11 protein-coding genes are annotated in these 13,290 nt (G+C 72.0%); 8 read left to right on the forward strand and 3 right to left on the reverse strand.

The features are described 5' to 3' along the window. Window positions 1-131: 131 nt before the first annotated feature. On the reverse strand, window positions 132-1,940 hold the full coding sequence (locus JHD21_RS01750; protein WP_292671161.1) for a SpoIVB peptidase S55 domain-containing protein: 1,809 nt from the start codon (window positions 1,938-1,940) through the stop codon (window positions 132-134). Between the two features lie 135 nt (window positions 1,941-2,075). Here JHD21_RS01750 and pepN point away from each other — a divergent pair, with 135 nt between their 5' ends. Beyond that, window positions 2,076-4,547, forward strand: a complete 2,472-nt coding sequence (gene pepN, locus JHD21_RS01755; protein WP_292671163.1) for an aminopeptidase N — start codon at window positions 2,076-2,078, stop codon at window positions 4,545-4,547. Between the two features lie 6 nt (window positions 4,548-4,553). Continuing rightward, entirely contained in the window at window positions 4,554-5,366 is an 813-nt protein-coding gene (locus JHD21_RS01760) for a formate dehydrogenase accessory sulfurtransferase FdhD (RefSeq protein ID WP_292671164.1), read from the forward strand. A 67-nt stretch (window positions 5,367-5,433) separates the two neighbouring features. Here the strand turns inward: JHD21_RS01760 and JHD21_RS01765 are convergent, their stop codons facing one another. After that, window positions 5,434-5,841, reverse strand: coding sequence for a hypothetical protein (locus JHD21_RS01765; RefSeq protein ID WP_292671165.1), 408 nt, complete (start codon window positions 5,839-5,841; stop codon window positions 5,434-5,436). A gap of 96 nt (window positions 5,842-5,937) precedes the next feature. Here JHD21_RS01765 and JHD21_RS01770 point away from each other — a divergent pair, with 96 nt between their 5' ends. From JHD21_RS01770 to JHD21_RS01780, 3 genes are all read left to right on the forward strand, one after another. Continuing rightward, a complete protein-coding gene (locus JHD21_RS01770; RefSeq protein WP_292671166.1) occupies window positions 5,938-6,618 on the forward strand; it encodes a hypothetical protein in 681 nt (226 codons plus the stop codon). A 72-nt stretch (window positions 6,619-6,690) separates the two neighbouring features. Continuing rightward, entirely contained in the window at window positions 6,691-8,178 is a 1,488-nt protein-coding gene (locus tag JHD21_RS01775) for a DNA recombination protein RmuC (RefSeq protein ID WP_292671167.1), read from the forward strand. A 1-nt stretch (window position 8,179) separates the two neighbouring features. After that, the gene (locus tag JHD21_RS01780; protein WP_292671168.1) at window positions 8,180-8,938 is read left to right on the forward strand and encodes a class I SAM-dependent methyltransferase; all 759 of its coding nucleotides are present in this window, start codon (window positions 8,180-8,182) and stop codon (window positions 8,936-8,938) included. Here the strand turns inward: JHD21_RS01780 and JHD21_RS01785 are convergent. Beyond that, on the reverse strand, window positions 8,916-9,617 hold the full coding sequence (locus JHD21_RS01785) for a sulfotransferase (protein WP_292671169.1): 702 nt from the start codon (window positions 9,615-9,617) through the stop codon (window positions 8,916-8,918). The genes JHD21_RS01780 and JHD21_RS01785 overlap by 23 nt on opposite strands. A gap of 27 nt (window positions 9,618-9,644) precedes the next feature. Between JHD21_RS01785 and JHD21_RS01790 the strand changes: the two genes are divergently transcribed. From JHD21_RS01790 to JHD21_RS01800, 3 genes are read left to right on the forward strand one after another with little or no spacing between them, the layout of a single operon-like run. Continuing rightward, window positions 9,645-11,165 carry a TldD/PmbA family protein gene (locus JHD21_RS01790; protein ID WP_292671171.1) on the forward strand — a complete coding sequence of 507 codons (1,521 nt, stop codon included), beginning with the start codon at window positions 9,645-9,647 and terminating at the stop codon, window positions 11,163-11,165. Continuing rightward, window positions 11,162-12,577, forward strand: coding sequence for a metallopeptidase TldD-related protein (locus JHD21_RS01795; protein WP_292671173.1), 1,416 nt, complete (start codon window positions 11,162-11,164; stop codon window positions 12,575-12,577). Before JHD21_RS01790 ends, JHD21_RS01795 begins: the two co-directional genes overlap by 4 nt. Before the next feature lie 18 nt (window positions 12,578-12,595). Continuing rightward, a complete protein-coding gene (locus tag JHD21_RS01800) occupies window positions 12,596-13,288 on the forward strand; it encodes an Ig-like domain-containing protein (protein WP_292671175.1) in 693 nt (230 codons plus the stop codon). Window positions 13,289-13,290 lie beyond the last annotated feature (2 nt).

The following is a 13,290-nucleotide window of genomic DNA, read 5'->3' on the forward strand; positions in this document are numbered from 1 at the left end:
TGTGACTGGATGTAACTAGTAGATCGCCGAAGCGACCCTTACATCCTAACCGAGACGGGGAGTGATCCATGCCCGTTTCGGCCCGTCCGGGAGGTGACGTCCACCACCACCGCCCGGACCGGGCCGATCGGTCAGCCCTTCGCCTTCTTCGCCGGCTTGACGACGACCTTGAGGCGCTTGAACCCGCTCACGACCTTGTCGGCCGGACCGAGTGTGGCGTCCTTCTGGATCTCACCGGAGCCCTTGCAGCCGCGGCACTCCTCCTCGCCGCCGGGACCGCCGCCACCGATGAACAGCTGGGCGGCGATCTGGTCGTTGCGGACCAGCCCGTCGATGTAGGACTTGATGTCGCCCAGGCTCATCGGACCACCGAACTCCTCGTAGAAGAACTCGCCCGAGAAGAAGTCGTTGCCACCGGTGAGGTAGATCTGCCCGCGGTTGCCGGCTGCTCGCTTCGGGATCTTGAACGAGTAGGGAACCCTGGCGATGGTGCCGTCGGTCCCACGCAGGACGACGCGGAGCTGGAGCTTCCCACCCGCGCGCACGGTGGCCGGCTTGCGGTTGCTGACCTTCGTCCACGCACCCTTGACCCACTGCTCGTTGCCGGCGACGGAGTACGTCGCCGAGCTGTTGGTGACGTCGCCGTCGACGCTGATGCTGTCGACGTCGACGCCCTCCACGCTGCTGAGCAGGTAGACCAGGTCGGCGAGCTCGTAGGAGGCGTCGTAGGAGATGTCGTAGCTCGAGGTGAACCGGTCGCTGTGGCTGAACGTGAACGGGGTCCCGGCCTGGGATCCCTTGATGACCCAGGACTGGCTCTCCGAGCCCTTGCGGATCGCGTCGACCACCCGGTCGTGGTTGGCGAGCTGCTGGTAGAAGGTCACCGACGGCCAGGCGTCGGGGACCGTCACGGTCGAGGTGCCCACCCGGTTGCGACCGGCGTAGCTCACGTCGGAGGAGACCGTCGTGCCGGACGGTGCCGCACCGAAGCGGCCCGTGATCCCGGTCAGGTGGTCCTCGCTCACCGTGCCGGCCGGCGGCGCGAAGTTGGCCACCTTGAACGGCGCCCCGAGGGGGTCCGGCTGGACGTAGAGCGCCTCGGCCGGGTGCAGGCTCATCGACGTCTCGCCGAGGAAGTTCATCGGGTGCCCGAAGCCCACGACCACGTTGTCGCAGACCGACGTCGCGGTACCGACACCACCCATGGTGATGTCCCCGTAGGAGAAGGACGCGGCCAGGTTGCCGCCCGCCTCGACGTCATCCACCGAGGCGACGCCGGGAGAGACCCGACCGGCGGCGTACGCCGCCTTGGGCAGGTAGTCGCGCTCGGCGTGGGTCAGCTTGCCGAGCCGGGACGCGCCCACGCCGGACACGCCGGTGGCGACGCCCAGCTGCTCGAAGCCCTGGGACGCCTGCGCGGCCGAGACGTCCGAGGCCGCCGCGATCGCCTGGGCCGTGTCGCGGTCGACGTCGGCCCCGGGCTTGGCGGAGGCCATGTAGTCATCCATGTCCTCGAAGGGGGTCACGCCCGCGATGGGCGAGGAACCCCAGGCCAGCCCGTAGGAGACGGCACCGATGAGCCGGCCGTCGTCGGCGTAGACCGGCGAGCCGGACATGCCCTGCCAGATGCCTCCGGCTGCCTGGATGGCCGGCGAGTCGAGGTCGACGATCACCATGTCGAGGCCGGGTGCGATGCCGTCGTCGAGGACACCGATGACCTCACCGGTGAACGGCTCGGGGGTGACGCCCTGGTCGACGGTCAGACCGTTGACCGGGTCGCCCTGGGCGAGGCTGGCGATCGGGTAGGGCGCCTTGCAGTCGGGGGTGGGGGCTGCCTGCGCGGACGAGCCGAGCGTGGCGGCGCCCGTGCCGGCCACGAGGGCGGCGGCGGTGAGCGACGCGAGGGCTCGGCCTCGGCGGCGGGCGGACGGTACGGACATGAAGGGATCCCTTCTCGTTGGACATGGCGAGGTGGCGGGCCGCCACACTCACACGGTGCTGCCCTGATGATCGGTAGACGCGCTGGCAATGGGAATGGTTGCGGGCACTCAACCACGTATCCATACGCTGGCTCGGTGAGCTCTCCCCACGCCTCCCTCCAGCACACCGAGGCGCTGGCGCGCCGCCGGCTCCTCACCCTGACGTCGTACGACGTGGAGCTCGACCTGTCCCGGGACGAGGGGACGTTCGGATCGGTCACCACGATCAGCCTCGACAGCCGGGGTGGCGCCACCTTCCTCGACGTCAAGCCGGTGGTCCTGCACGCGGTCCGGCTCGACGGCCGACCTCTCGACGTCGACCTGCTGGACCGGGGCCGGTTCCCCCTCGACCTGCCCGAGGGTCACCACGAGGTCGTCGTCGACGCGACCATGCCGTTCCGCCGTGACGGCGAGGGCCTGCACCGCAGCGTCGATCCCGCGGACGGCCGTCCCTACGTCTACGGCATGAGCTTCATGGACGCGGCACCGAGCGTCTACGCGTGCTTCGACCAGCCGGACCTCAAGGCGCCGTACACGCTGCACGTCACCGCACCCTCCGACTGGGTGGTGATCGGCAACGCACCGTGGGTCGAGCCCGCCGACGACGGGGCGGGCAGGTCGCGATGGGACTTCGCGCCCACTCCCCCGCTGTCGACCTACTTCGTCACGTTGGTCGCGGGGCCGTACCACGTCATCCGCGACGAGCACGACGGCATCCCCCTGGGCCTCAGCGCGCGGCTGAGCCTCGCCACGGCCCTCGACAAGGACGCCGAGGAGATCCTGACCGTCACCAAGCAGTCCTTCGACGAGCTGCACCGGCTGTTCGGCATCCGCTACCCGTTCGGCGACTACCACCAGGCGTTCGTGCCGGAGTTCAACGCCGGTGCCATGGAGAACCCCGGCTGCGTGACCTTCCGGGACCCGCTGGTCTTCTCCAGCCGGGTCACCCGGGCCAGGCACATCGCCCGGGCCAGCACGATCGCGCACGAGATGGCGCACCAGTGGTTCGGGGACATCGTCACGCCGGCATGGTGGGACGACCTCTGGCTCAACGAGTCGTTCGCCGAGTACCTCGGCAACCGGGTCACCGCCGACGTCACCGAGTTCGACGACGTGTGGACCGACATGACCTATGCCCGGCGTCAGTGGGGACTGGTGGCCGACCAGGGGCCGAACACCCATCCCGTCGCCGGCAACGGTGCCGTCGACGCGTCCGCCGCACTTCAGGACTTCGACGGCATCTCCTACGCCAAGGGCTCGAGCATCCTCAAGCAGCTCAACGCCTCCATGGGTGACCAGGTCTTCTTCGACGGCGTCGTCGACCACCTCACCCGGCACCGGTTCGCGAACGCCACGATGCTCGACCTCGTCGGGAGCTGGGAGCGCGCCGGCGCCGGCGAGCTGGACGCCTTCACCACCAACTGGCTGCGCACGTCGGGCCCGGACACCCTGACGCTGGACCGCGCTGCCGGGGTCGTGCGACGTACCCCTCCGGCGATGCACCCGGCCGACCGCCCGCACACCATCCGGGCCGCGGTCGGCCTCGACGGCGTCTGGACCGACCGCACGCTCGTGCTGGACTCGCCCGAGACACCGATCGTGGACCTGCCGGCCGACGCGGCGGTGATCCTCGACGCGTACGCCGAGAGCTGGGTGGCGTCGGTGCCCGACCGGACCACCGTACGTGCGCTCGTCGACCTGCTGCCGGGCGTCGACGACGGCCTGTTGCGCGCCGGGATCTGGGACAACCTGCGCAGCGGCTACCACCAGGGTGGCCTGGACCCGGCGGACGTGCTGGACGTCGCCGTCGCGAGCCTGCCGATCGAGGACACCGAGGACGCCGAGCGCCGCACGATGCACTGGCTCCTCGGCTCGGTCGTCCCCCTGGCGGGCGCGGGAGCCCTGGAGCGCGTCCACGACGCGGCGGTCCGCAAGCTCGCAGCCATCGAACCCGGGTCTGGTCAGCAGCTCGCTGCCTTCCGCACCGTCGTGGCGACCTCCACCGATGTCGCCGCCCTCGAGCGGTGGTGCAGCGGCTCCGACCTGCCCGACGGCACCGCGCTGGACGTCGACCTCCGGTGGCGGGTCCTGAGCCGTCTCGCCACCCTCGGGGCCGTCGACCTGGCCCGGCTCGACTCCGAGCTGGCCCTCGAGCCCACCGGGGACGCCCGCGTGAGTCACGCCAAGGCGCGTGCCTCGCTGCCGAGTCCCGAGGCCAAGGCCTGGGCGTGGTCCTGCTTCACCGGTGAGACCGAGGTCGCCAACTACGAGCTGTCGGCCGCGGGCGAGGGCCTCTGGCGCGGCGGCCAGGACGCGGTCACCGCGCCGTACGTCGACAGGTACTTCGCCGACCTCCCCGACACGGTCCGGGTCCGCAGCGGGTGGATGCTCGCCGACGCCGCGCAGTACTTCTTCCCGGTCACCTCGCTCGAGGAGGAGACGCTCGACAAGGCGCAGGCGCTGGTGGCGGACGGCTCGCTCGACCTGTCGCTGCGCCGCCGCCTGGCCGACGAGGCCGCCGGGCTCGAGCGGCTGCTCGCGGTGCGGCGCGCCTACCCCCATGGGTGAGCAGCGGTGAGCCGTCGCAAACCCACGGTGCGCACGACCGTCGACGAGCTCACCGACTCGGCGGACCGGCACCACGAGGACCGGCTGGCGACCGAGGAGCCGCTCGAGATCCGGCTGGCCTGGCCCGGCTCCCCGGCTCGACGGGTGTGGGTGACGATGCGCACGCCCGGCCACGACTTCGAGCTCGCGGCCGGCTGGGCGGTCCACGAGGGGCTCGCGACCGCCGTGGACACCGTCGCCTACTGCACGGACCAGGAGCTCAGCGAGGACGAACGGTTCAACGTCGTGACGCTCACCCTCGGCGGGGCGCCACCGCGGGACCCCGGCCACCGGCACCCCGCGTCGTCGTCCGGGTCCTCCGCCTGCGGCGTGTGCGGGAAGGACAGCATCGCCGAGGCCCTGGCGGCTCCCTCCGCGGTCCGCTGGTCCGGTGCGCTGCCCGAGCCCGGCGTCGTACGCCGCCTGCCGGACCTGGTCCGCGAGCAGCAGCCGGTGTTCGATCGGACCGGAGGCGTGCACGCCGCCGCGCTCGTCACGGCCGCCGGCGAGGTGGTGGTCGTGCGCGAGGACGTCGGCAGGCACAACGCGGTCGACAAGGTGACTGGCTCGCGGGTCCTCGCCGGCCTCTCCCCCGCCGAGGCGTGCCTGGTCGTCAGCGGCCGGGCCGGGTTCGAGCTGGTGCAGAAGGCGGTGGCGGCGGGCGTCGGCTCCCTGGTCGCGGTCGGCGCGCCGACCAGCCTGGCCGTCGACCTGGCCCGGCGAGCCGGGCTCGGGCTCTTCGGCTTCACCTCGTCGGAGCGGACCGTCAAGTACTGCTGACCGGTCTCGTCACCCAGGGGCCCTCACGAGCGACGAGGTCCGGCCGTCGGGCCGCCGCGGCCAGCCGCTACTGCTCCGGCAGCGCGTCCGGGTCGTCCTGCTCCTGGGCCCGGCGGGCCTGCTCGTGGACCCGGCTGCCGACCACCCGGGTGAAGACCACGCTGGTCACCAGGCCGGCCAGCACCACCGCGACGGCGATCGTCCCCATGAGCGCGACCCCCTCGGGGCTCTTGGTCACCAGGCCGGTGAGGTAGAGGACCAGGCCGACGGTCAGCAGGAAGAACCCGATCCGCTTCTCCGCCAGCAGCTGGGCGTGGGTGCCCAGGGCGTCGCTCTCGCCGACTGCGGCGCCCTCGTCGCCGTCGTCGATCTCCTCGCGCAGCTCCACGATCGACTCGGCATTGTGGGCGTGGGACAGGACGCCCGCACCGACCAGGTCCAGCGCCACCCCGCTCACGAGCAGTACCTCGGTCACCAGTGCCACGATCCACCTCTTCGTCGGGCCGACGGGAGCCGGCGGGGCGTGCGGTACCCGACCGACGCGTGCCTCGGTCACCGCTACCTTGTCGCCGTGACCGCGACCCTCGCCACGACCCGACGTGGGGCTGCCCCGGTCATCGGCGTGCACGCCGCCCTGCTGGCCGGTGGAGCGGTCGCACTGTCGCTCGACCCGCCGGCCGAGGGCTGGGGGGTCCTGGCGTGCGTCGTGGCCTACGTGGCTGCGCTGCTCTGGGTCTGTCGCGCCACCGGCCACACCGACCTGCTCGCCCTGGCGGGATTCCTCGCCCTCGTCTCGGTCTTCCAGGTACTCCCCGACTGGGTGCTCGCCGACCTGCTGGGCACGCTGCGCTTCCCCGACCGGGGCGGCCCGCGCGTCGACGACGTGATCCCCCTCGCCATGGCCGCGATGTGGGTCGCGCCGCTGTTCGCCGCCATCGCCCTGAGCGGCGGCCGTCCGTGGCGGGCGGCACTGCTGTCGGGCGGGATCTTCCTCGGCGCCGAGCTCCTCGCCCCCACGCTGGGCCTCTGGGAGCCGACCGGCGACACGCACCGGCTGCTCGGTGTGGCGGTCTACGTCGTGCCCGCGGAGGCTGCGCTCGGCTGGGCCGCGGCGACGGCGTTCGCGCACGTACGACGCCGCTCGCTCGTCCTCCGCGTCGGCGCGGCCCTCGCGGTCTCGACGTTCTACCTCGGCGCGCTCGTGCTCGCGCACTTCCTGATCGACGTCGCCGGCTGGCGTCTCACCCTGTGATCCTCGGCCGATCCTGGCATCGCCGGGCGTGGGGTCCGGGGTTCTGTCGGTGCCCTGTATGACGATGCCTCCATGACCACCGCGCTGCTCCTGATCCTCGCCCTGGCCCTCGGTGCCGTCGGCCTGGCGGTGGGTTGGCTGCTCGGCCGCCAGCAGTCGGCGAGCCGCGACGAGCGTGAGCTCGCCCGCACCCGGGAGGAGCTGGCCAACGCCCGGACCGAGACCGCCGAGGTCCGCACCGAGGCCGCCGAGGCCCGCACCGGCGCCGCCGAGGCCGAGGCGATGGTGGCCCACGCGCAGGCCCAGGTGGCCAAGGCGGTCGCCGAGCGTGACGGTGCCGTGGCGCGCGCCCAGGAGATCGCAGCCGACCGTGAGGCGATGCTGGCCCAGTTCAAGGCGCTGTCCAGCGAGACCGCCGAGCGCCAGGGCAAGGCCGTCGACACGGTCACCGCCCAGCGCCTGCAGGCCACCGAGCAGCTGCTCGCCCCGGTCGCCGCGAGCCTGCAGAAGTTCGAGGCCCGGCTCATCGAGGTCGAGAAGGAGCGGGTCGCGATGACCACCGACCTGCGCGCCCACGTGCGGGAGGTGCGCGACACCGGTGAGGCGCTGCGCAAGGAGACCGCGTCGCTGGTCACCGCGCTGCGCAAGCCCCAGGTGCGCGGGTCGTGGGGCGAGACGCAGCTCAAGCGGGTCGCTGAGATGGCCGGCATGGTCGAGCGCTGCGACTTCGACGTGCAGCTGACCGCCCAGAGCGACGGCCAGTCGCTGCGGCCGGACATGCGGGTGCACCTGGCCGAGGGCAAGTACGTCTTCGTCGACTCCAAGGTCCCGCTGGCGGCGTTCCTGGACGCCGCCGAGACCGAGGACGAGCAGCAGCGCGCCGCGCACCTGACCTCGTTCGCCAGGCACGTGCGCACCCACGTCGACCAGCTCTCCGGCAAGAAGTACTGGAAGGTCGGCGAGTCCCCCGAGTTCGTGGTGCTGTTCCTCCCGAGCGAGGCGTTCTTCGTGGCCGCGCTCGAGCAGAACCCCGACCTCTACGAGTACGCCATCGGCCGCAACGTCGTGATCGCGACGCCCACCACCCTGATCGGCATGCTGCGCGCCGTGTCCTACGGCTGGAAGCAGGCCGCGCTGGCGGAGACGGCCGCCGAGGTGTTCCGGCTCGGTCGCGAGCTGCACGAGCGGCTGGGCCAGATGGGCAGCCGGTTCGACAAGCTCGGCCGGGCGATCCGCAGCAGCGTCAACGCCTACAACGAGACCATCGCGTCGGTCGAGGGCCGGGTGCTCGTGCAGGCGCGCCGGTTCCGCGACCTCCAGGTCACCGAGAAGGAGCTGGAGGCACTCACCAGCGTCGACGAGCCGGTCCGCCAGATCCAGGCGCCCGAGCTGGTCGACGACGCCGCCCAGGTCCCGCCCATGGTCGGCAGGACTCCCAGGTCCCGGCGCACCGAGCCCCCGGAGGCCGAGGCGCTGTTCCGCGCCGACCCCGACGTGGACGAGCTCGTCTCCGGGGAAGCGGACCGGGGACAGACCGGGGAGTCCGCCGTAGGGTCCTGACGTGGCCTTCGGAGACGCAGACGCCTACGCGCGCTTCATGGGGCGGTTCTCCGAACCGCTCGCCCCCGCCTTCGCCGACCTGGTCGACGTGCCACCGGGCGGACGGGTGCTGGACGTGGGCTGCGGACCGGGGGTGCTGACCGCCGTCCTGGCCGAGAGGTACGGCGCGGACCGGGTCGACGCGATCGACCCGGCTGCCGGCTTCGTGGAGGCCGCCCGCGCCCGGCTGCCCGGGGTCGACGTCCGCGAGGGCTCGGCCGAGGAGCTGCCGTGGCGCGACGACAGCTACGACGCCGTCCTGGCCCAGCTCGTCGTTCACTTCATGCGCGACCCCGCGCGCGGGCTGCGCGAGATGCACCGGGTCGCCAAGCCGGGCGCGCCCCTGGCTGCGAGCGTCTGGGACCACCCCGGGGGCCGGGGTCCCCTCACGCCGTTCTGGGCCGCGGTGCAGGACCTCGACCCCGGCGGCGTGGCGGAGGCCTCGGCCGGCTCGCACGAGGGCGAGCTGGTGCGGATGTTCGAGGAGGCCGGACTCACCGACGTCCGGGGTGGTGAGCTGTCGGTCACCGTCCCCATGGCCTCGTTCGACGAGTGGTGGGCGCCCTACCGCGAGCCGGCCGGGTCGGTGGGCGACTACCTGGCCACCCGCACGCCCGCACAGGTCGACGCGCTCCGCGACCGGTGCCGGGAGCGGCTCGGCGACGGCCCGTTCGAGGTGACCGCGTGGGCCTGGGTGGCTACCGGGGCTGCCACACGCTGAGGTCGAGCCCCCACTCGTCGGCCAGCCGCGAGACCTGCGGGGCGTAGAGCACCTCGAGCGACTCCCTCAGCCCCTCAGGCCAGTCCCAGCCCGCGCGGCTGCTCGACCCGGAGGCGCTCTCGACGTCGTGGAGGGGAACCGGATCCAGGCCCAGCGAGCGCCACACCTCGTCGACGTACGCCTGCGGGTCGGCGCGCACGGTCTCGTAGACCATCACCCGGATCCGGTCCCGCCCCACGTGGTGTGCCCACGCGGCCAGCTGGTCGGCGTAGAAACCGGTCCAGGTCTGGACGGTGATCGGGACCGGGTAGGGCCAGGACGACCTGCCGGTGGCCGCGAACCGGGTCGCGTGCAGCCGCATCGCCGACCGGAACCGCTCCACCGGCTCGCGCAGCAGCACCAGGACCGGCGCGTCCGGCACGTGACGCGCGGCGGCAGCCGGTGCCGAGGCGTGCCGGAGCGACTGCGGCGTCCACTCCCCCCGGCGTACGCCGTCGTCGGGGAAGAGGTCGAGATAGGCGGACGCGGGCTCCCGGCCGTCGGCGACCTTGTGGAGCAGGTGCTGCTCCTTCTTGCCGTTGGTGCCGAGGCCGACCTGCGGGTGCTGGGTCAGGAGGTCGGTGAACCAGGTCGTCCCGCTGCGCTGGGCACCGATGCCGAGCCATGCGGGAGCCGCCATGGGGAGAACCTTAGATAGGTTCGGCACATGCCGGAGATCGACCCCACCTTCACCGCGCTCCCCTACCGCGAGCTGGGGGCCGCGGCCCTCGCCCGCGCCCAGGAGCTCGGCGCCACCCACGCGGACTTCCGGTTCGAGCGGGTGCGCTACCAGCACGTCGGCGTGCGCGACGGCTCGCTGCAGGGCGCGAGCGACACCGAGGACCTCGGCTTCGCGGTCCGGGTCATCCACCGCGGAGCCTGGGGCTTCGCCTCCGGCGTGCTTCTCACGACGGACGAGGCGGTCCGGCTCGCCGAGAGCGCGGTCGCCGTGGCCACGGTGGCCGCGGAGATGACCACCGTCCCCGTCGAGCTCGCGCCCGAGCCGGTCCACGACGACGTCACCTGGGTCTCGTCCTACGTCGTCAACCCGCTCGACGTGCCGACCGCGGAGAAGGTCGACCTGCTCGTCGACTGGACCGACCGGCTGCGCCAGGGCGCCGCCGTCGACCACGCCTCCGCCTCGGCCCAGCAGGTCCAGGAGAACAAGTACTACGCCGACCTGGCCGGCACGGCGACGACGCAGCAGCGGATCCGGATCCACCCGACGTTCGAGGCGATGGGCGCGGGTGCGGACACCTTCGACTCCATGGCCAGCATCGCGCCGCCGGTCGGACGGGGCTGGGAGTACCTCACCGACCCCGTCTCGGCGGGCGGCCACGACTGGGACGCCGAGCTCGACGAGGTTCCCGAGCTGCTCGCGGAGAAGCTCAAGGCCCCGAGCATCGAGGCCGGCCGGTACGACCTGGTGATCCACCCGTCCAACCTCTGGCTCACCATCCACGAGTCGATCGGGCACGCGACCGAGCTGGACCGCGCGCTGGGCTACGAGGCCAACTACGCGGGCACCTCGTTCGCGACGTACGACAAGCTCAACACGCTCCAGTACGGCTCCCGCATCATGAACGTCACCGGCGACCGCACCGTCGAACACGGCCTGGCCACCGTCGGCTACGACGACGAGGGCGTCCAGACCCAGTCGTGGGACATCGTCAAGGACGGCGTACTGGTCGGCTACCAGCTCGACCGCCCGATGGGCCACATGAAGCCGGAGCTGAACGGCGGGAGGTCCAACGGCTGCGCCTACGCCGACTCCCCCGGCCACATCCCCATCCAGCGGATGGCGAACGTCTCGCTGCAGGCCGCCCCCGACGGCCCGAGCCGCGAGGAGCTGATCGGGAGCGTCGAGCACGGCCTCTACGTCGTCGGTGACAAGTCGTGGTCCATCGACATGCAGCGGTTCAACTTCCAGTTCACCGCCCAGCGCTTCTACCGGATCGAGAAGGGCCAGCTCGTCGGCCAGGTGCGCGACGTCGCCTACCAGGCCACCACGACGGACTTCTGGGGCGCCATGGAGGCGGTCGGCGGCCCCCAGACCTGGGAGCTGCACGGAGCCTTCAACTGTGGCAAGGCCCAACCGGGGCAGGTCGCGGCGGTCAGCCATGGCGCGCCGGTCTCCCTGTTCCGCGACATCCGGATCCTCAACACCACCGAGGAGGGTGGCCAGTGACCTCCCCCACCGCCAGCACCGCCGGCACCGCTACGCCACAGTCCCTGGTCGAGCACGCGCTCGCGACCTCGGTCGCCGACGACACGGTCGTCATCGTCCGGGACGCCACCAGCGCCAACCTGCGCTGGGCCAACAACACCCTCACGACCAACGGGGTGATGCACCACATCCAGGTCACCGTCATCGCCTTCGTCAACCAGACCGGCGGCACCTCCGTGGGCTCGGTGAGCGGGAGCGCGAGCACGCAGGCCCAGGTGACCGACCTCGTCGAGGCGGCCTACGCCGCCGCCCGGGCGGCCGGACCTGCCGAGGACGCCGCCGAGCTGGTCCGCGACCGTCAGTCCGGCGACTGGGAGACCGAGCCGGCCCGCACCGACATCACCGTCTACGACGAGTTCGCGCCCGCCCTCGGCGAGGCCTTCGGCCGTGCCGGCGCCGAGAGCCGGGTGCTCTACGGCTTCGTCAACCACGAGGTCACCACCACCTACCTCGGGTCCTCGACGGGCCTGCGGCTGCGCCACGTGCAGCCCACCGGGCACTGGGCGTGCACCGGCAAGCCTGCCGACCTGAGCCAGAGCGCCTGGGTGGGCGGCGCGACCCGGGACTTCGCCGACGTCGATCCTCTCGCCTTCGACGCCACGCTGGCGCAGCACCTCGGCTGGGGCAAGCACCGCCACCACCTCGAGGCGGGCCGCTACGACACGATCCTGCCGCCGAGCTCGGTCGCGGACGTGATGATCGACGCCTACTGGTACGCCGGCGCGCGGGTCGCCTGGGAGGGCCAGTCGGTCTACAGCCGCCGGCCCACCGGCACCCGGATCGGCGAGAGCATCACCCGACCCGAGGTGACCCTCTACTCCGAGCCTGCCTACCCGGGGCTGGAGTGCGCCCCGTTCACGTTGGCGACGTCGTCGTCCAACGAGAGCTCGGTCTTCGACAACGGCATCGGCCTCGAGCGCACCGACTGGATCCGCGGCGGCGAGCTCACGTCGCTGATCCAGACCCGGCACTCGGCCGCGATGACCAGCCAGCCGGTCACGCCGGCGATCGACAACCTCGTCCTCGACGTCGAGGGCGGGTCCGGCTCGGTCGAGGACCTGGTGGCGGGCATGGACGACGGCCTGCTGGTGACCTGCTTCTGGTACATCCGCGAGGTGGACCCGCAGTCCCTCCTGCTCACGGGGCTCACCCGGGACGGCGTCTACAAGGTCGAGCGGGGCGAGATCGTCGGCGTGGTGAACAACTTCCGCTGGAACGAGAGCCCGGTCGACCTGCTCCGCCGGTTCTCACATGCGTCGGCGACCGAGCCCAGCTTCAGCCGCGAGTGGGGCGACGACTACTTCTCGCGGACCGCGACCCCCGCGATCCGGGTGCCCGACTTCAACATGTCGAGCGTCTCTCCGGCCCAGTAGCCGGGTTAGGCTCCGGCCATGACCCGGAGCCGTCGTGCCGCTGCCACCCTGCTCACCATGGCGCTCTCGGCGCTCGGACTGGCCGTGACCGCCCCCGCCGCACAGGCCGCGCCGCCGGTGACGGTCCCTGACGCCACCTCGATGTACGCCGGCAACGTCCGCGAGGTCGACGTGCTCGCGAACGACTCGGACGCCGACGGCAAGGACGACCTGGCTGTCTGCCGGATGGGTGAGAAGACCTACCGGCACGTGTTCGCCGACCCCGTCGGCGAGGGCCTCCTGTTCATCTACGCCAATCCCGAGGCGAAGCCGGGCACCTACACCTTCACCTACTACGCGTGCGACTTCGAGACGCTGGTGCCGGGCACGGTGACGGTGACGATCGAGCCCGAGCCGGAGGTCACCGCGAAGGCCCTGCCCGGCAAGCCCGGCAAGATCAAGGTCACCAACCCGGCCGACGTCAAGATCCGGTTCCTGTACGGCTCCTTCGAGGAGGAGGAGCCCGACGGCACGGTCAAGGTCACCAAGAACAGCTCGGTCGTCCTCAACGTCCGTCGCACGCGGATCGACTGGATCGCCTACACCCGCAAGGGCGAGTTCATCCGCCAGGGCACCATCAAGAACATCACGCTGCCCCCGGGCACCACGCCTCCCGCTGCCGGGAGGTCCCTCGCACCGCGGCTCGCCGAGCTCTGGTCGAGCGCGGTCTAGGA

Source organism: Nocardioides sp., from assembly GCF_016462705.1.
Classification (GTDB): Bacteria; Actinomycetota; Actinomycetes; order Propionibacteriales; family Nocardioidaceae; genus Nocardioides.

Bases quoted from the DNA above. Each gene is read 5' to 3' on its own strand.
- JHD21_RS01750 (WP_292671161.1), bottom strand. From the start codon at position 1,940: ATGTCCGTACCGTCCGCCCGCCGCCGAGGCCGAGCCCTCGCGTCGCTC.
- JHD21_RS01775 (WP_292671167.1), top strand. From the start codon at position 6,691: ATGACCACCGCGCTGCTCCTGATCCTCGCCCTGGCCCTCGGTGCCGTC.
- JHD21_RS01785 (WP_292671169.1), bottom strand. From the start codon at position 9,617: ATGGCGGCTCCCGCATGGCTCGGCATCGGTGCCCAGCGCAGCGGGACG.
- JHD21_RS01790 (WP_292671171.1), top strand. From the start codon at position 9,645: ATGCCGGAGATCGACCCCACCTTCACCGCGCTCCCCTACCGCGAGCTG.
- JHD21_RS01800 (WP_292671175.1), top strand. From the start codon at position 12,596: ATGACCCGGAGCCGTCGTGCCGCTGCCACCCTGCTCACCATGGCGCTC.